The following is an 18,689-nucleotide window of genomic DNA, read 5'->3' as shown; positions in this document are numbered from 1 at the left end:
CGTCGCGGCGCCGGTCGCGCCGCTTCCACCTCCACTTGCTGGGACCGCACTGCTGCTGGATCCTCCTGCTGCCCCTGCTGCCCCTGTACCGGCGGTGCCAGAAGCTTCCGCCGCTGAGGCTGCGCCAGTTGCTGCGGCCCCTCCACCCGTTGCGGCCGCTTCNCGTCGCTGCGGCCCCTCCACCGGTGATTGCTGCGGCGCTCCCACCGCCACCTGCGGCCGCTGCACCAGCGGCCGCACCCACGCCTCCGGTGATTGCTCCGAGGGCGACGGCGCCGCCGACCATGGCCAGGCCGGAGGCTCCCATGCCCTGCGGTCCTGCGCTGACGGCAGGGACGAGAACCTTCGCCAGGGCCGGCATCGCGATGCAGGCGCTGCTGATGATGACGAGGCCGGTGATCAGGCCGATCGCGGTGTTCCCGAGCTCGTTGTCCGCGCTGCCGTTGATGCCTTTCAGGAGCGCGAGTCCCGCCCCGTACAGGATCGCTGCGGCAGGCTTGAAGAGGACGACGGCTGCCAGCCAACCCACAGCCTTGTCGAAGGACTTCCGGCCGCGCTCGGTCTGCGATGCGGCTGCGAAGATCGGCAGGATCCCGCACAGGGCGATCGCCGCACCGTAAGAGAAGATGACGATGACCGCATTGATGATCGCCCCGAGCAGGGCCAGCGGCACGACGAACAGGACGATGCCGGCGAGCTGCATGGTCATCGTGGTTCCCGCGATAGCATCCAGGCCCATCGCGGACCCGAGCCCGTCCTCCTGCGCGGAGCCCGAAATCGTGGTTACCAGCCACGGTGCGAGGACGTCGGTGACCCCGAACAGCAGGCCCACCATCGGAACGGCCAGCGCCGTAGTGAGGACGGTCCGCACCATGCCCATGATCAGATTCTCGGTCGAGGCACGGTCCTGGTCCCGGGCAAGCTTGATGAGCGCGAACGCTGTCCCGATGACACCGGCCATGCCGACAAAAACCAGCGTCGACTGCTGGATACGGTCGGTCGCGGATCCCGCACCCATATCCGGTGCACCGATTCTCAACCACCACGTACCGACGAAGTTGATCATCTCCGTCAGAACCTGCACCAGCCAGCTCGCAAGGAACTGGATCAGCTTCTGAATCGCGCTACCTGCAACACCTTCCAGGAGGTCTCCAGCCCAACCAATCACTCCCTGGGTCCCCACTGGACGTACGGCTGGCCTTGATAGCGACTGCCGGTTACCAATTCGGTGCCGGAGGCTGGGTCGAGCTTCCAGTCCCCGTCCTCCCACACCAGATCGACCTGAGCGATGAGTGTCTGTTCCAGACCGGAGGCATCAGGTGCTGAATAGATCAGCCGGTAGGACGCTGCCTCGTCGGTGTAGCTGTTCTGGATATAACCCAGCAGGGTCAGGCGGGTTATGGCAGAGGTGTCATCGCTCTGCTCGAGTCCGTCCCGGATGCGCTGTGCTCGCTCTCCCAGGAGGATCCGGTTAGATCCTTCCGCTATCGCCACTTCGAGGTCCTGCGCCGCTTCATCACTGACGGAAGGATCGAGTGCGACGGAGTAGGTGGCTGCGGCCATGAGCGATCCGGTCTCAGTGTGCGCGTACCCGACCCTCAGTCCGGAGGGCTGCTTCTGGCAGCCGCCGAATTCCGAGAACGGGATGACGTTGTATCCGCCGGCTACCCATTCCTCGACGGTGGGAGCACTGTCAGCGACAGATACGTCGTCGTTGTTGAGGTCCGACTGGCAGTCCCACGCGGCGTCCGCGTCCACGACAGGTCCTGCGGACGCGGACGCCGAGGCAGACGATGGCGCTGTCTGCGAAGCAGAGGTAGTGGGCTCTGCTGCCGGTTCGTCATTGTTGGGGAAGAGGAATACCCGCAAACCCCACGCGAGGAGGCCGACCAGCACCAGGGCCAGCAGCATTAGGGCGGCGCCAAACCACTTCGGGCGGGCCTTCGGTCCCTGTGTGGTGTCCTGTGTGCTCATCGTGTGTCCTTCTCTCGATCAAATGGGTGGGCGTTCTCGCTCAGGTGATTGCAGTCCACACTGCACCCGAAGCGCCCAGCAGGCAGGCAGCGACCATAGGCCAGATCGGTGCCTCGATCTCGTTGCCCTGCCGGCGGTTCCTACCGGCGGAGACGAGACCGAATATGAAGAACACGAACAGGACCAGGCCCGCGCCCCACAGGACCCAGCCGATAACCTGCGTCAGGCCCTCGGTGCCGGGAGGCTGCGTCGGGGTGAAGGTCTGAGCCGAGAGCGATCCTTCACGAACCGGAGTGAGCGCGTTGATGGTGGTCAGGGTGTGTGCTGCCAGAGTGTTTCCGAACATGGGAGTTCCCTTTCTCAGTGCCCGGAGCGGGCGATCTTTTCGATTTTCCGGAGCACGCTTTTCAGCCGTGTCCCGGAAGCTTGTGGGGTGACGCCAACCTCGCGCCACGAGGGTTCATACGGTGCCGTCATGGCAACCGGGAACATCCGCGCGACCCCGCGCGCGAAGTCCAGGGTCGGCTTCGTCAGCCGGTTCTTGGGTCGGTCGTGGACGATCACGAGGCCGACCAGTTCGTAGGGCAGCTGCCCCGAAGCGGACTTACGCGCCAGCTGCTGCGCGGCCTCGAGGGAGGATGCACTGGTGGAGCAGACCAACAGGGCCCGGCCTGCCCAGGTCGGCTTCCGCTCGGATTCATCGACGACGTTCTCGGAGCACAGACCCGCGAGGGTGCTGGTGCCGACGCCACCGGACGCACCGACCAGCCACAGTGTCGCGTTGGTCACCGCGACAGGGGCCGCTGGTTCCTCTTCCTCGACAGGCTCTGCGGCGAGGGTCTGCTGAATGTTCTTCGGGCCCCTGAGTGACTCGCGTTGCCCGAGGATCGGGTCATCGTCGATCGGGTCTTCTTGCGGCTCGACCTCCGGCTCGTGGACGAACGGATTGCGCTGCGGGGTCACGGTCACAGTCCCTCCGCGATCTGCGCGGCGGCTCGGAGCCATGCGCGGCGGGTCTGCGGGAGCATCGAGGAGAACCGGATCCGGCCCTCGATCAGTGATGGATCGTAGGGCACCGTGACGACCGACTTCACGAAGGGGCGGAATGACTCCGCCAGCTCATTCAGCTTCGCCGGACCGTGCGATGGGGTGCAGCCCAGGACGATCACCACGGCGTGGTCCGCCAGCGACTGCGCGTGCTCGTTGCCTGCCCGCAGGGCGCTCAACACCCGGGACGCGCCTTCGGCGGCGTCATCGACGGACTTGACCGGGATGACGACCTGGTCGGAGTGCCCAATCATGGCTTCCCAGTTGTCCCCGCGTTCGGTGTTGCCCGAATCCATGAGGATCAGCCGGTAATACTTCGCGGCCACCGAGTAGAGGCGGTGGACCTCGTCGCCGGTGACCTCGTGCCGCTTCTTCGCAGCCGACCGGTCATCGCTTCTCAGCACGTCGTACTGGTCCGAGGGCTGGTGGTGGACGTAGGACGCCAAATCCCCGGCCCGTGCGCCGGCGGTCATGAAGTAGTCCGTCTGCTTGAGGAGGTCGACCACCGTCGCCTCGTGGCCGGCATCGAAAGTCCGCCAACCTAGGGAGCCAAGCGAGTTGTTGTTGTCCCACGCAAGGACACCGGAACCGCCGAGGCGGGCGAACACAGCGGACAGGCAGATCACCGTCGGCGTCTTGCCCGCCCCGCCCTTGGGGTTCAGAACCGTGATCGTGCGGGGACCGGCCCAGTGCTGAGAGACGGTCTTCTCGTCCCGGCGCTGCTCCAGCTCCACCGGTGACGGTGCGAGCTTCAACCCGAACTGATTCAGCAGACCACGTACCCCGACCTGTGCCGGTGAATCGGCGTCCGGCCGGTCGACGAACGACGGCATCGCCGTCCTGCGGGTGGGCAGCGGATCCACCGTCTTTGCCGGTACGACTGCCGGTACGACAGCTGATGGAGCGACGGTTTCCGGTGCCGTCGCTTCCGTGGCCACAGGATCCTCAACGGAAGTGGGAACAGGAGCGGCGACGGGCGCTGCTGCTTCCGCCGCTGCCTCCGGCACGGTCGGCACAGCTGGCGTGATCGGGGACGCCGCAGGCTCGACTGCGGCGGCGGGCTGTACTGGGCCGCTTTCCGTCGGTTCACTATCGACGGCCTGCTCGACAATGACGCCGTCGGTCTGGACGAGGATCGTGCGGGAGCCGGACGGGTCCTCGATGTGCAGTTCGGTTGCGGTGCTCGTCTCGGCCGCGAGGTCAGTTGCGGTACTCATGACGGAGCGGCGGGCGTCCATGACCGAGGGGTATGGGGAGGTGGTTTTCTCGCCTCCCAGGTCAAGCTCGAGGGTGCCGGCCGGGTCGATGACAGCGGTCATTCTCATCAGGGGTTCTCCTTCGGGAAAACGGTCGAGGTGGGGCTCGGAGTAGAAGTCGCAGTAGAAGACGGGTTAGGGGACTGGCTCGGTGTTGCGGTGGGTCGGGGTGCGACCTGTGTCAGCGCATACAGCAGGCCGGTGGAGGATCCTTCGGCCCGGGTGATTGCCTTGCCGTTGTCGGTGATGACGTCGGGGATCGCCGCACGGGCCGCATCGGTTGTGGTCTCGGTGACGCCCTGCGCGTTGATGCGCAGCTGCTCGGTGTTGGTGGTCACCCAGGCGTAGCCGGCGGCGAGCTTCCCGGCTCCGGGCAGGCGGTGGGCCTGCTTCGCGTCGACGTCGACCAGGATGGTGCCGGCCATTAGCAGGCCGTTCTCCCGGTCCACCTGAATACCGGAGGTGGCGACGTCGGTTCCTTCGACGTCGACGATGCCCACCTGCGTCGCTTCCGTCGCGTCGGTGGTGTCCCCGAGGGCATAGAAGCCGATGGTGGTGGTGTCGTCGGTCTTCCATGCCGCGACGACCGTCCCGTTCACGGATCCAAGGACCGTGACCAGTTCCGCTCCGGCTGACGGTGCAAGCAGCTTCGCCGGGGCTGGGAGGGCTGCCGAGTCCTGCGTGACACGCCAAATCCGTCCGGAGCGCGAGTCGGCCGCCACCAGATCATCGCCGAGGGCTTCTATGGGTTCCGCGGACGCCGGGACCACCCGCGCCGCCGTACTGCCGTCGGCTGCGACGATCAGGGTCCGCTTGTTCGGCAGGTCCACCCGAGGAGCTGTACCGCCGCCCAGGACGATCGTTCCGTCTTTTGGAACGTCGACGCGGATCGGGTCTGCTCCGTCGCCGAACAGGACCAGCTCGCGGGCGGCTGCGGCTGCGACCCTGGACTGTCCGTCGAGGGTGAACAAGGCGAGCTGCTCGACCGTGAACGGTGCGGTGCGCGTCCATCGCTCCACGCCCGTCCGAGGGTCATGGCCGATTAGCTTCGAGCCGTCCACGCTCACGGGCTGGCCGGAGGAATCCAGGATCGCCCGAACGGTCGAGCCGGTCATCGACGTCGTCCAGTCACCGTAGGTGTCCCACCCGGCAGGAGCCGGAACCGGCAGCTGCGCGGGAGGCGGCGTGTAGACGGTCGCCACAGGCTCGGCCGTGTTGTCCTGCAGTGTGTAGAAGGCGCTGAACCCGACTGTGACCGCCAGGACGCCTGCGCTCCCCCACAGCACAGCCTTCCGGCGTGCAGAAGTGCGGGGGCGTGCAGCCTTCGATCCGGTACGCGCAGTGCCCGTACCTGTGCCGCCGCCGACGGGGGTGGTGTCCTCTCGTTCTTCGAGGGTGCCCAGTTCGGCGTCGACGATCATTTCGTAGACCTCGCCGTCGTCGGTGTGGCCCTGCACTCGGCAGACAGTAAGGCCCAGACGTCGGCACGCTTCCGCGGCTGCGTCGGCTGCGACGTCGGCTACGGACGCCTCGTCGAGCACCGGGTAGGTCAAGACGTCGCCGTTCGCGTCCGCGACGATTTGGCCCTCGCCGATCATGAGGCGGATGACAGGCCAGGAATGTACTGCAGGAGTCACTTGCCCTCCCCGGTGATTGAGGCGGTCATGTCACGGGTCTGGTGTCCGACGACGTCCCATTGGTCCTCTGTCTTCTCGAGGTAGACGGTTACCTGCCGGTGACCGCCGCTCGTTAGCGGCGTCTCGTCGCGAGCGACCCAGCGCCACGTCACGTCGAGGACCCGAATGGCCTTGTCCGGGGCGACGTCCTGCGCAGCGTCACCGATCGCGGGAACTGCGCGGGGAACGCTGTAAGCACCGTGTTCGGCTGGTTCCAGCCATTCGCCGTTGCTCGCGTTGCGCTCAGGCTCCACCTGGTTCGCCGCCCACTCCGCACTCATCAGGGGTATGGCGCGCACCGCGGCCGCCGTCTCCGTGCGATCCACCGCCGTATCCCACGAGTGCAGCATCAGCGCCGCCACGCGGGCGGTCGAGTCGACGTCGGAACGGTCGGCATCCTCCGGGGAGGCGAACGTGTTCCCGCCCAGAACCTCATCGGCAGGGAGCGAAATGTAGGAGCCCCCATAGACGGTGGTCGGCGCGGAACTTGGGGTTGCATCTTCCGATGCGGGTGCGTCAGCAGCGCAGCTGGTCAGGGCGATCATCGAGACCGCGAGAGCGGTGGCCCGGTACGGGTAGGTGTGTGAGCGACGGGTCATCGTACCCACGCTCCTTTCTCTTTCAGAATCGGCTCTGGGTCGAGGTTCCAGCCTTGGTACGGGTAGACGACCTCCGGTGCTTCCGGCTTGTAAATCTCGAAGTGTAGGTGCGTGGCGACCAGCCCGAGACCGGCCTTGTTGCCTTCGGTGCCGACGACGTCGCCGCGCTTCAATCTGTCCCCCACAGCCACGCTGTAGGCGTTGAGGTGGCAGAACGCGAACCCGAAATCGGGATCGTCGCCGTCCTCCTTGGCGATCACACACCCGTCCTTGTCGTTGAAACCGGTGATCCGCAGGTCAGTCGGTGCGATTACCGGGCCGCCAGTGCCGGTTCCGGCGCCCGGGGTCGCGAGGTCTACCCCGACGTGGTCCTGCGCCCACGCGGGCAGGCCCGGGATATTTCGGTGTCCGTAGCCGGAGGTGAAAACACCACCCGGTAGTGGGTTGGTCCACTCGCCATCGCCGAGGTCACCGTTCCATGCGACAGTGCCCGCTGGTGCCGTGCAGTCGGCGGAAACCTCGCCCTGTCCGGACGAAAGGATCTTCTCGACGTACTGCTGGGTCTCCGTGAACGCCGGAATGCCCTTGGCTGCCTGCACAGCACCGGGACCGGCGTTGTAGGCGGCGAGGGTCAGACGTACGAGTAGGTCAACGTCGTCACCGGCCAGCGGCTGCACCTGCTCTTTTAGGGCCGCCGTGTAGCGGCCGTAGGCAGGGATGGCGTCCTCGGCCGAGAACGGGTCCCCACCCTCCCCGTACAGGGCCCAGCTGCCGGGCATGAACTGAGCCACGCCCTGAGCCCCTGCAGGGCTCCGCGCGCCTTCGTTCCAGCCTGATTCCTGCTTCAACTGCGCCGCCACCACGCTCACCGGCAGACCGGCAGTCTTCGCGGCGGCGTCGACCAGGTCACCCCAGCCGTTCGGGATCGCTGGTGTCGAAGTAATGCCCCCGGCGGTCTCACCTACTGCGGAGACGGCGCACCCAGCAGGCTTTTCCTCGGTCTGCGTGAGCATCGCAGCTCCCGCGATGCCGACGACGGGCAGTCCCGCCAGGAGAGGTACAAGGATCACCAGGGCCAGTAGCGGTGACGCTCCGCGCTTCTCGTCTTCGTCCATGATTACCTCCCCCGGGTGTGACGGACACAGACTGGTTAGGACTTGCCCGGTAAAATCAAAACGGTAGGGAAGAAAGCTGATGCCAATTCCTTAGTTATTAGACTAGCTTAGATTATGACATCGTGGCTATACGTGTATGCCGTGCCCATCTAGTGCTCCCTTGAAGGAGGTGCCGTGGCTGTTTCTGGTTCTGACTTCAAGCAATGGCTCGAACGACGCGACATCACCACATCAGCGAGCGAGCTGGGCCGCCTGACCGGGCTGCATCGCGTCACAGTGGGCAACCAGATCCGGCGCGGTAACGTCCCGGAATCGACCGTCGTCGGCGTGGCCCGAGGCGTCGGGATTGATCCCATCGCGGCACTGGCGGACTTCAAGGAGTACCAAGACCTCGACAGTCGGCCCCGCACACCAACGGCCGCGGAAGTCCTGAGCCAGGTCCACCACGCCGACCTCATGGTCGAGCTGCAGCACCGCTTCCACGAAGACCTGTTCCCACGGAATGACAAGGTCAAGATCGACTTTCCCCACGACGGCTCCCATCGCGCGTGGATCGACGCCATCGACACCGGCGACGTCCGGCACGACGTGACCGAGAAGACGGGAACGGCGATCACCTACCTGTTCAGCCAGCTCTCGGAGAACAAGCTCACCCCCATCCAGGCGGTTACTGCCGCCCGGGTCAGCGGGACGTCAATGGTCGCGGGGCTTGTCGTCGTCGGACTCATCACCATGAAAGAGGGCGACTGGCCCGAGGACATCCGGGAGACGGCCCTGATGGTGATGAAAAACGAGGACCTGGTCGAACTCATCCAGCAACGGCTGAATCTCCTCCAGCGCCGCCTCCGGCAGCGCAAGGAAGCCTTCGAATACGCGGAGAAACTTACGGATCTGATCGGATGAACGACAGCATCTACGCCATCTCAGTCAGCTTCATGCTGATCCTGCTCGGCGGCCTCACATTCCACCGACTGACGTCTAAAACGACCCCAGAAGGGGCGCGGGCACTGCTGCGACCCAGCGGCCGGCTGGCCCTCATGGGAATCCTGCTAACCGCGGCCTACATCTTCTCCATGCCCTGTGTCTACCAGGTCCTAGAACTCTTCGTGCCTATTTCCAACGGCACCGACCTCATCGCCAAATGCTGCGCCATGACAGCTGTAGCGGTCCTCGGCCTTCACCTTGCTATCGCCTACGGCTCAGAGACGGCCACCAGCTGGATCATTGGAAAGCGCGGCGCCCTGGCGGGCGTGATTGCGGCCTCCGGGGTGCTCATCACGCTCCTCATAGCGGACACTCCCGAGGCGTCACCCCGCTTGGAGCTATACCAAGATCAGCCCGCGGTGGAATGGAACGAGGGGATCGTCCTCGCCTACACCGCCTACGTGCTCGGGCCCCTCCTACTGCCGGTCCTCCGGGACAGCCGCAGGAACCCCCTGCGCTTCGGCCGGCTGGCCTCGAGGCTGATCTTCGTCGGCTTCGTCCTCTCGATGGCACGCGTCATCGGCTACCCGCTGGAACTACGAGCAGGGGCCGAAGCGTTCTACATTTTCGAGATGGTCACGCACGTATCGACAGCCTGCGTCGTCCTCGGACTGTGGGCTTTCGCCTTCGCCAGATCACGCCAGCTGGCACGCAAGACATTCGATACCGGCCTGTCGATCAAGTGAGGAGTAGAACATGAGTCAGACACCACCAGAGGCCAAGATCGCTGTAGAGCGCATCCTGACCAAGGCCAATCCCGAGAACGAGGCCTCCTACGCCGTCATCTTCCGTGCCGTCAGAATCTGCATCGAGGCCGGCATGAACCGCAAAGAGACCGCCCGGTACCTCGGCGTCTCTGCCCGTCGAATCGACAGACATGGCCAGTATTTCCGTACCGCCAAGTCGGTCAGAACCCTCTTTAGAGAGGCATTCCACTCAAGGTCGATCGACGTCCCGGCAGAGGATGCTAAGGAGAAGCTGATTCGATGGGCATGGAAGAACTAGCGACGAACTAATTGCTTTGAATCGAAGGACTGTGCCATATTGGTACAGTCCTTCACTCGATAAGGAGATAGATGCAGCCCCACCAACTGCGCCGGGAAGTGCCACGCGACACGCCGCCCCTAGGCCCGGCTTTAGATTGGTCTGTGATCCGGTGGTGCAGCCAGCGACCCGCGGATTCCGTGGTGCCATGAGCCGGATGGGTCTGCGTATGAGCCCTTCCGAATCGGAAGTGGCCGAACGCGCCGACATTCACGCTGTCTCTCAGCACTGGCCGGGACCGCGCACTATCGCCGTGGTGAACCGTAAAGGCGGCGCGAACAAGACCCCGACCGTGGCAGCCTTGGCGGCAGTGTTCGCCCGCTACGGTGGCGGGGGTGTCCTCGCGTGGGACAACAACGAGAACCAAGGCACTCTCGGTTGGCGCACCGAGCAAGGCCCGCACACGTCAAGCGTGATGGATCTGCTGCGCGATAAAGATCAACTGCTCTCCCCCACCGTGCACAACGCTCTGCTGGCCCACTATGTGCACCACCAGACCGAGGACAAGTACGACGTGCTGCGCTCGGATGAGAACGACGAAGGAGATCACGAGATCTCCGCTGATGAGGTGGACGCCGTTCACTCCGTGGCCGCGAAGTATTACCGCATGATCGTGATGGACTCAGGGAACACCGCAAGGGCCGCGAACTGGCGTGCCATGATCGGCCACACCGATCAGCTCGTGATCCCCACAACGACCATGGAGGACCGCGCAGAGGCCGCGAAACTCACCCTGCAAACCCTCGCCGCACGAGACCAACTCTTAGCACAGCTGGCCGAAAACGCCGTCGTCATCATTTCCCAGTGGAAAGCCGAGGACGGCGACGAAGCCCGCCGTATCGCTGACGGCTTCGCACCACTGGTCCGCCGCGTGGTCACCGTTCCTTATGACCAGGCACTCAAAGCCGGACGCATCCGACACACCGCCTTAAAACCAGCCACACAACGCGCCTGGCCAGCCGCAGCCGGCGCGGTAGCGCAAGGACTGTGACAATGGGACACGATCACGCGATATTTTTCTCACCAAGACAGGTGCAGAAGCGAGGGTCTTATTCAAGCCGCACTCCCCCGCCGCGCCGCATCCGACACGCCGGGGAAAATAATTTAACGGCCCCAATGTTGCGGGTTCGGGGAATAGGGGCATTATTCCCATTAGGCGGTTCTGCTGGAAACTCCGCGCGGAATAAGGGACCAACCAAAATGACGCTAATGCCCCTATTTTCCGGGCATCCCGGGAAAGCTTGTCGGGACTTTTTGGAAACTGCATCCGGTCCCAGAGTTCGACTGCCTTGCGTGATAGCTTCATGTCAACTGGAAACAGCAACACATCTCACACGGTCAGCATGGCGGCCGAGGTAAACCGCCCAGTCGGTCCCCCGGCACGAGATTAAAAGGACAAGACGATGACAGCAACAGGAAACCGCGGGGGCGGGCAGCGCAGCAAGGGCGACCGCATTTTCGTTGGGACCCGCCTACCCCGAGAACGCCGCGACCTTGTCGTTGCCATTGCCAAGGCCGAAGGCATCACCGTCAGCGACCTACTGGCGGAGATGGTCGACCGTGACCTGCAAAAACGTGACTGCAGCAACCTGGACATTCAGCAGCCCCTTCCATTAGGGCGAATGGCCTCTTAAACAAGTGAAGGCCCGCATGAAGCGGGCCTTCCAAGCTTGTGGCTCNNNNGCTCGTATCCGGCAAGTTTTGCCGGCTAGACGGATACAGCCAATCTCAAACAACCAACTACCAAAGAAAGGAAAGGTGATTCATAAGTAACCGAACCGAAGCTCTATTTACTTAGGCCCTAACCAAGCTCCGGAGAGCTGGTACTTCAGATCTCCTACGAGTTACCGCAAGAGGGCCAGAGTCCTCATTTGTCCGCCATCACGACGGAAGGTCCTAGACCTATCCCCCTGAAGGGATTACTGCCATAGTACAGCAGCGCTCAATCGCGTTTCCAGACCATCACGGCAACACTCTGCCGCGTGTCGCGCCCGTCAACGGGACCCCAGCCGAAGCTTGGAACGCTCTTGCACGCCCGCTAGCCGGCCAGGCGCGGGTGAAAATTTCCCGTGACCGCGGTAAGTCATACCCCGCGAACAGCGAACGGGACCTCACCGATCAGCTGCCCTCAGCCCCTGCTGCCGTAAGGATTTTCGGCCCCGACGGAACCTGCGCGGCCATCTTCCTGGACTTCGATGTGGCACCTGCAGGGCAATCCCAGGTGGATGCCGACGTACGCCGTGTGACCAGCTGGTTGCACCGTCACGGAGCCCGCTGGATTGCCGATCACTCCCCCACTGGTGGACGTCATATTTACATCCCACTAGCTCAGCGTGTCGGATTCTCGGAGGCCCGCGATCTGGTTGAAGCCCTCGGTGCCGCTTGCCCGAGCTTGGATAAATCGCAGCACCAGAACCTCAAGCAAGGCTGTATGCGCGTTCCCGGATCCAGGCACAAGACCGGTGGCTACCAGGAATTGGATATGAGCCTGAACATGGCCTACGACGTCGTCCGTCGCCCGAACAGCGCCGATGTGTGGGAGGCCCTTGTCGGGGACCTGCGTGCAGAGATCACGGCCGTCCGACACCTACGCAGCGTCGAGCCATACACGAGTGCCTTCACCGGGGTGAAGGAAGACCGCTCACTGGACACCTTGCCGATCACCGGGCTTTCCCACAGGATCCTCGACATAGCCCAGCACGGCATGTACGACACCGCCCGCTACCCCTCTGCGTCCGAAGCCCGAATGGCTGTCATCACTGCGGCCGCGGCTTCAGGGATGAAACTCACCGACGTCGAGCTGCGAGCACGCACCGGGATCTGGCCAGGCCTCGCGCAGTTCTACAGCCGCTACCGGACACAGTCCAGGTTCAAGTCGATGAAGGCCGACTGGGACAATGCTCTTCTGTTCCTCCAGGCCCAGCGAAAGCTCGAGAAGAAACAGCCCGATCTGGCGAAGGTTACCTATGACCATAATTCCCCCACAAGCCAGCCCCCTTCACACCGGGCAGGGTTACAGGGCGGTGATTTTCTTGCCGGTACTTCAAACGGAAGTCCCGCTGAGCACCAATTCATCCTCAACTGGCGCAATGCCCTTACTATCGTGGAGCACCGCTACCAGGGGTCTAGGGCAGGGTTGGTCCGCAGGATGTTGCTTAGAGCTATGGGAGCGGCCGCCAGGATGACAGGTAGTAGGTTCATTGAGTTCGGGTCTCGTTCCTACGCCGTAGCCACCGGCCAGGATCACACCACCGTCGCCGCCCATCTTCGAGAGCTGAGAAGCGAGCCGAATGCCCTCGTTACTTTAATCGAGCGCGGCAAAGGAACCCACGCCGACCAGTACATGCTCACCATCCCTGAGGACCTGATCGAACCAGCGGGAAGCCTGGCATGGAGGAAGGGCAAGATTCATGCGCTCCGTGCCGCCTTCCGTGAGCTTGGATTACCCGCTGCCTACATTTACGAGGAACTTGAGCGAGCCCCACTCCTCTGCACCACCGCCGAGTTGGTTCGAGCCACCGGAATGAGCCGGACCGCCGTGAGCGAAGCCCTTGAGATACTAGCCGCCTGGAACCTCGCCACCCGCTCCCCCGCCGGCGCCTGGTCAGTGAACGTCACCGCCAACTTGGACCTCATCGCTGAGCAGCTCGGGGTCATGGACCAAGTACACGCCCAGATAGCCCGCCACCGCGCCGAACGAGCACGCTGGCGTCAATGGCTGGGTTCACGGATCCTGGCTACCCTTGAGCCCCTCTCCCCCGGTGAGGACTACCCCTGGGATGTCTACGAAAGACCATCTGATGACTGGGAACTTGCGGACTTGGCTTTCTCTGCCCGCAGCGGGTAACCGCTCCCCATCAGCCTGTTTCTCTGGAACTTTCAGTTCTAACAGCCCCAACAAAACTAATGCCCCTATTGGAAGCAAAGGTTCTAACGGTCCCATTTCAATCTAAGGAGGGATCGACTGGTTGGGCTAGCCACTCCCCCACCTAGGTACTGCCCGCGCAGGATTGGCCAACCCCTCCAGTCTCCTGTCCCCTGAATGAACACGTTGGGCGCCGGGTGCGTCAACTAGGACCTTCCAAGCCCTACCACTCCCCCACCTCTAGAACCATTGGTGACAACAGTGCCAAGGCACCTAATGCCCCTATTACACCCATTGGTACTACGACAGCCCACCCGACGTCTGACAGACTTCGTAATGGTGTGTTGTCACTGATACCCCTGATGGTTCTAACAGACACAACAGAGTCAAAGCCCCTATGACCCACAACACAGGCATCACCTACAACAGGGTTATTCCCCCTAACGCCCGTAACGCACCTAACAGGTACAACACCCCTATAACCTGAAATGGACCTAATAGGGGTATTAGGGGTGAAAGCTACGTACCTCGGACCTTCGCTTTGATAGGACACTTTTAGGATCGCTTGGGGTCACTAGCTCATCGGGGCCAGGCATACCGATTCGTCATGCGTCCAGGTGTCCGATACAACCAGACCGCGCACCGTTGATACCCCTAACACATCTATCGGTGACAACACCCCTAACAGGGGTATTAACTCTTGAGCAACCAATCGAAGTAATACCCCTATTAGGGGTGATGAGTGCATTCCATGGAAGAATCGGCTGTCTCCCCTGGTCGACTCTCATGCCCCTAAAGCCGCTAAAGCCCCTAAAGCCCCTAATGGCGCGCATGGATCCAACAGCTGCAATAGAACCAATGCCCCTAATACTTCTGATGACACGAACGGCAGTAATAGGGGTATTAGGGTTAGGGTTGCAATTGGAAATTGTTTCCAGTTGCACCGGGCGTGGCTCACACAGGGGAGTCACCCCGAGGCTACTCTGGTGAACATCGGTGCCGGCCGGTGGATTTTTTGCTACCCGCTGGTTTGGTGCTGCAACGATCCATTTGGCTAAGAGAGGTTCCGGGACATGCCGGCACGAGTGATAGCGGTCTGCAACCAGAAAGGCGGGGTAGGTAAAACCACCCTCGTCACAGGTTTGGCCGAGGTCTTTGCGCAGAATCTGGGCAAGACTGTACTCGTCATCGATGCCGACCCTCAGCGGAATACCACTTCAGCCCTCGGAATCGACAACCCTGAGTTCACTCTGAACGACGTCCTCTACGGCGACGCGGAGCAGAACCAGAAGATCACACCTGGCATCGCTGCCGACGCCATCATCTCCACGGGCGAAGCCTGGCTGCCTCGTACGGAGCAGGGGGAGGACTACCCGCCCATCTCCCTCATCGCGGCCGAGCGAAACCTTGCCTCCCGGGAGCGCGACTCCATGATGGCCAGAGAGCACCGGTTGAAGACTTCACTCAAGGGCGTCACCGATGTGTTCGACATCGTCCTTATCGATTGCCCGCCGTCGCTCGGGCTCCTGACCATCAATGCACTCACTGCTGCCACTCATGCTCTGCTAGTGACTGAGCCGCGTGTGTCCTCAGTCGAAGGGCTGACCGAGATCGTTGCGACCATCGGTGAGGTCCAGGACAGCCTCAATGAGGACATCGAAGTCATCGGCGTGGTCATCAACAAGGTCCGCAAAGGTCGCAGCGACCAGGTCCATTGGATCGACCGGGTCGAAAAAGATTTCGGTGATGCAGTGCTCACACCTCATCTCCCAGATCGCGAGCTATTCGCCAGGGCACAGGCTGCAGCGCAACCCCTGAGGAACTTCGGATCGGCCACCCGGCCGCTTCGTGATGACCTGCAGCGGCTTGCCGAAGCGATCTGGAAAGAAAGCGAAGCATGAGGACCGAGCCGGCCCCCAGTAGGGGAGGAGGCACGAACCCTCTCGATGCTTTGAAACGCGGACGCTTGGGAAAGGCTGCACAGCGCGGCGTTGTCGAAGATATGACAGCCGAACAGCAGGCCGCATCTGAGCCTGCGGCGGAGCCTGCCCCTGCGTCAGCTGTCGTCCCCACGACTGCAGAGCAGCTCGCTCAGCAGGCTGCCGCTGTGGAAGAGACTGCTCCTGCCGTGGTCACGCCAGTACCGCAGTCTCCTGCGGCTGTTCAATCGTCCGCTACGGAGCCTGCGGCTGCTACACCTGCTGTTGTTGCAGAGGCTGCGGCTGCGGCCGCGCCGCCTACTGAAGTTGTTGCTCCTCCGGCGACGAAATCGCCGGAGGACAAGCCCGTCAAGGACTCGTTCTATCACTCCAAGGAAAGTCACCGCAGGCTACGCTCGACCTACCTAGAGACACGACATCTGACCAAATACAAGTCATTGTCTGACTTCATTTCATCGCTCATCGACCAGGAGTGCACCCGTCTGGAGGAGCTGTACAACAACGGTGAGCCGTTCAGTACTGATCCGAACGAGATGCCTCGCGGCAGGCCTGTCGACGGCTAGCTTCCGTTTCGGGATCGAAGGTGGCGGTAACGTAGTCGGTTGCGTAGCGTTCGCGAGCTGTAGTGAATGCCCGGCAAAAATCGTGGCCGCGGCGTGCAGGATGGGCTTTTGTATAAGGTCCGAGCGGGGACAATAATCACAGTGTCATGAGCAAAAGGTCAGATTCCCCGTGCGAGGTAGCAGGCAATTTTACAAATTGTCACGATTTGGAGCATCAGTCATTTCACCAGGTCAACCAGGCCGACCTCTTTACGTTCGGGCTGTGAAGACCTAAACAACGATCTTTTTGCTGCTGTCCTTATGTTGTTGAGCAGGTAGTTTGCAGGGCAGTTGTAGTGTCTTGGCTACCCAGGGGTGATGGGTATGGCTTTTGCTGCTGTGCCGGACGGTTGTCACGGCTTCGAAGGATTGGCCGCCTGTTGCTTCGACGATGGCCCGACCGCTGATTGAGAGACGCGACAAGAAGATGATCGCTGGATAAGGACACGACGGCGAGGTTATCTGCTGGGCTTCATATTCGAACGATGAAGGGAGAGCGCTTTGTCGCAACTGTGGGCCGGGATAGACGCCGGCAAAACCCATCACCACTGCGTGGTCATTGACGCTGAGGGAGCCCGTTTGTTCTCTCAGAGGGTGGCCAATGACGAGACAGATCTGCTGGATTTGATGGGAAGCGTCGCGGCGCTTGATAGTGGGGGAGAGGTGGTTTGGGCCGTGGATCTGAACCACGGTGGGGCTGCACTGCTGATCGCACTGCTTGTAGCCCATGACCAGCACGTGCTCTACATTCCAGGACGCACGGTACATCACGCTTCTAGGACTTACCGTGGGGACGGCAAGACCGATGCGAAGGATGCCGCGGTGATCGCTGACCAGGCCCGGATGCGTCGGGATCTGCAACCGGTTCGTACCGGGGATGACATCAGCGTGGATCTGCGGATCCTTACCGCCCGCCGCACGGACAAGGCCTGCGACCGCACTCGCGCGATCAACCGCTTGCGTGCACAGTTGTTGGAATACTTTCCCGCCCTCGAACAGGCCTTTGACTACAGCAGATCCAAGGCCGGGCTGTTGCTGCTCACGAGATACCAGACCCCCGATGCGCTGCGTCGGCTCGGACAGAAACGCCTTCACGCCTGGCTTAGTAGCCAGGGCGCCCGCAGCAGCGCCGATGTGTCAGAAAGGGCCGTAACGGCCGCGAAATCCCAGTACACCACCGTTGCCGCCCAGCGGATCGGTGCGCCGATGGTCGCCGAGCTCGCGCAGGAAGTCCTGGATATTCAGAACCAGATCGACGCCTTGGACACGCTGATAGCCGAGCGCTTCCGCGAACACCACCAGGCAGAGATCATGCTCAGCATGCCAGGCTTCGGACCCCTGCTCGGAGCGGAATTCCTTGGCGCTATAGGCGGTGATCTGTCCGTTTTCGAAAGCGTCGACCGGCTTGCCGGAGTCGCGGGTCTCGCGCCGGCGCCGAAAGATTCCGGTCGGATACGGGGCAACCACCACAGACCGAGGCGATATGACCGGCGTCTTCTTCGGGCCTGTTACATGGCGGCTATGTCGAGTCTGCGAAGTTCGACCGCGTCCAGGACTTACTACGACCGCAAACGTGCAGAAGGCAAGACTCACGTTCAGTCCGTGCTTTCCCTGGCCAGACGCCGGCTCAACGTCCTGTGGGCTATGCTCCGCGATGGAACCGCCTACGAGCCGCCAGGAAACCCCAGTCCGTCGCCCGCCTAGGAAACGCCGTCGCGGCCATGACAGAAACGTTTGGGGCGTTTCCCGGATCAGGAAGGTCCTCGCTGTCGCTCGGGCAGTAGAAGCATTGTCTTTCATTTTTTTGCTGCTGTCCGTTGGATTCTACGTGCCCGCTCCGGCTGTTCAACCGGCCTGTGGCCGGCGGCGCGGGCGTGACTCGCCTCGGCGCTCCTACGTCGCTTATTTCCTCACCAACTCCCGACCGCTTGCCCTAACAGGTTGGCACCGCCTCCGTCGGACACAGCTCCGCAAGCTCCGCCAGCAGGCAAAAAACATGGTGGGGAAGAGGGAACGGGTGCTGGTCACTGAACGTTTCCCGCCCTGTGAACTAGAGGAGCGACCGCATGAGCGTTGGAATAATGACCCGTACGAACACCACCGATACCGACGAAACCGTCACCGTCCCCGGACTTCCCGCCGATGATCGGATGGGGGATGGGTATGACTGGATGGAAACCCTCGAAGATTCCGGCTGGTCAGCCCTGCCGAACTGGGGATCTGAGGGATGGGATGCCGGAGCCTGGCCGCTGATCGTCTTCGCCGTGGCCCGCGCCCGCGACGATTCCGAGGAACTTTTCGGTTACGGAACCTACGTTGAGGGCGACACGCACGAGCACTGGTTCCGCAGTCAGGCCGCGTGCTTCGAAGCGCTCACGTCCGAAGTGTTCTTCCACTGGCTGATGGGACAGTCCGACGGCCCTAAGGTCCTGCCCGCAACGGCAGGCGAACTGCCGGACGCAGACCGCAGGCCATACCTGGGCTGGACGGGCTAGAGGCCCTCCGGTGTCCTGGCCCCGAGCGGGCCAGGACACCGGAGAAGCAACCCAAATAATTCGTTGACAACATCATTGAGATTCCTTCGGAT

At 62.5% G+C, this 18,689-nt stretch carries 17 protein-coding genes; 10 read left to right on the top strand and 7 right to left on the bottom strand.

Annotated features, from left to right (window positions below):
• Positions 1 to 1,164: 1,164 nt before the first annotated feature.
• From K728_RS0115900 to K728_RS0115870, 7 genes are read right to left on the bottom strand one after another with little or no spacing between them, the layout of a single operon-like run.
• Positions 1,165 to 1,974, bottom strand: a complete 810-nt coding sequence (locus K728_RS0115900) for a hypothetical protein (protein ID WP_024477308.1) — start codon at positions 1,972 to 1,974, stop codon at positions 1,165 to 1,167.
• Between the two features lie 40 nt (positions 1,975 to 2,014).
• The gene (locus tag K728_RS0115895; RefSeq protein ID WP_019481169.1) at positions 2,015 to 2,320 is read right to left on the bottom strand and encodes a hypothetical protein; all 306 of its coding nucleotides are present in this window, start codon (positions 2,318 to 2,320) and stop codon (positions 2,015 to 2,017) included.
• A 14-nt stretch (positions 2,321 to 2,334) separates the two neighbouring features.
• Entirely contained in the window at positions 2,335 to 2,943 is a 609-nt protein-coding gene (locus tag K728_RS20260; RefSeq protein ID WP_024477307.1) for a DUF6668 family protein, read from the bottom strand.
• Positions 2,940 to 4,346: a MinD/ParA family ATP-binding protein gene (locus tag K728_RS0115885; protein ID WP_024477306.1), complete on the bottom strand. Its 1,407-nt coding sequence runs from the start codon at positions 4,344 to 4,346 to the stop codon at positions 2,940 to 2,942. Before K728_RS0115885 ends, K728_RS20260 begins: the two co-directional genes overlap by 4 nt.
• Entirely contained in the window at positions 4,346 to 5,914 is a 1,569-nt protein-coding gene (locus tag K728_RS0115880; RefSeq protein WP_024477305.1) for a hypothetical protein, read from the bottom strand. Before K728_RS0115880 ends, K728_RS0115885 begins: the two co-directional genes overlap by 1 nt.
• Positions 5,911 to 6,552, bottom strand: a complete 642-nt coding sequence (locus tag K728_RS0115875; RefSeq protein ID WP_024477304.1) for a hypothetical protein — start codon at positions 6,550 to 6,552, stop codon at positions 5,911 to 5,913. Before K728_RS0115875 ends, K728_RS0115880 begins: the two co-directional genes overlap by 4 nt.
• A complete protein-coding gene (locus K728_RS0115870) occupies positions 6,549 to 7,667 on the bottom strand; it encodes a transglycosylase SLT domain-containing protein (RefSeq protein WP_024477303.1) in 1,119 nt (372 codons plus the stop codon). The genes K728_RS0115875 and K728_RS0115870 overlap by 4 nt, the downstream gene beginning before the upstream one ends.
• A 174-nt stretch (positions 7,668 to 7,841) precedes the next feature.
• On the opposite strand from K728_RS0115870, the gene K728_RS0115865 reads away from it, so the two are divergent.
• The 10 genes from K728_RS0115865 to K728_RS0115820 all read left to right on the top strand — a co-directional run bounded on the left by K728_RS0115865 (position 7,842) and on the right by K728_RS0115820 (position 18,597).
• Positions 7,842 to 8,570 carry a hypothetical protein gene (locus K728_RS0115865; protein WP_024477302.1) on the top strand — a complete coding sequence of 243 codons (729 nt, stop codon included), beginning with the start codon at positions 7,842 to 7,844 and terminating at the stop codon, positions 8,568 to 8,570.
• Complete coding sequence (locus tag K728_RS0115860; RefSeq protein ID WP_024477301.1) at positions 8,567 to 9,337, top strand: hypothetical protein; 771 nt, start codon at positions 8,567 to 8,569, stop codon at positions 9,335 to 9,337. Before K728_RS0115865 ends, K728_RS0115860 begins: the two co-directional genes overlap by 4 nt.
• 10 nt (positions 9,338 to 9,347) lie before the next feature.
• Positions 9,348 to 9,656, top strand: a complete 309-nt coding sequence (locus K728_RS0115855) for a hypothetical protein (RefSeq protein ID WP_024477300.1) — start codon at positions 9,348 to 9,350, stop codon at positions 9,654 to 9,656.
• A gap of 208 nt (positions 9,657 to 9,864) precedes the next feature.
• Positions 9,865 to 10,686, top strand: a complete 822-nt coding sequence (locus K728_RS0115850) for a ParA family protein (RefSeq protein WP_051317716.1) — start codon at positions 9,865 to 9,867, stop codon at positions 10,684 to 10,686.
• Positions 10,687 to 11,098: 412 nt separating this feature from the next.
• Positions 11,099 to 11,329, top strand: coding sequence for a hypothetical protein (locus K728_RS0115845; RefSeq protein WP_024477298.1), 231 nt, complete (start codon positions 11,099 to 11,101; stop codon positions 11,327 to 11,329).
• Between the two features lie 422 nt (positions 11,330 to 11,751).
• Positions 11,752 to 13,542 (top strand): hypothetical protein, encoded by a 1,791-nt coding sequence (locus K728_RS0115840; RefSeq protein WP_024477297.1) that lies wholly within the window; start codon positions 11,752 to 11,754, stop codon positions 13,540 to 13,542.
• A gap of 1,091 nt (positions 13,543 to 14,633) precedes the next feature.
• Positions 14,634 to 15,461 (top strand): ParA family protein, encoded by an 828-nt coding sequence (locus K728_RS0115835; protein WP_024477296.1) that lies wholly within the window; start codon positions 14,634 to 14,636, stop codon positions 15,459 to 15,461.
• A 65-nt stretch (positions 15,462 to 15,526) separates the two neighbouring features.
• Positions 15,527 to 16,063 carry a ParB family protein gene (locus K728_RS0115830; RefSeq protein ID WP_156911360.1) on the top strand — a complete coding sequence of 179 codons (537 nt, stop codon included), beginning with the start codon at positions 15,527 to 15,529 and terminating at the stop codon, positions 16,061 to 16,063.
• Positions 16,064 to 16,603: 540 nt separating this feature from the next.
• Positions 16,604 to 17,806, top strand: coding sequence for an IS110 family transposase (locus tag K728_RS0115825; protein WP_035748384.1), 1,203 nt, complete (start codon positions 16,604 to 16,606; stop codon positions 17,804 to 17,806).
• Between the two features lie 362 nt (positions 17,807 to 18,168).
• Positions 18,169 to 18,597 (top strand): hypothetical protein, encoded by a 429-nt coding sequence (locus tag K728_RS0115820; protein ID WP_024477293.1) that lies wholly within the window; start codon positions 18,169 to 18,171, stop codon positions 18,595 to 18,597.
• Positions 18,598 to 18,689 lie beyond the last annotated feature (92 nt).

This window comes from Arthrobacter sp. CAL618 (assembly GCF_000468215.1).
GTDB lineage: Bacteria > Actinomycetota > Actinomycetes > Actinomycetales > Micrococcaceae > Arthrobacter_D.
Note: the sequence above shows the minus strand (reverse complement) of the source record. Positions and strands in the feature narration are given on the sequence as shown.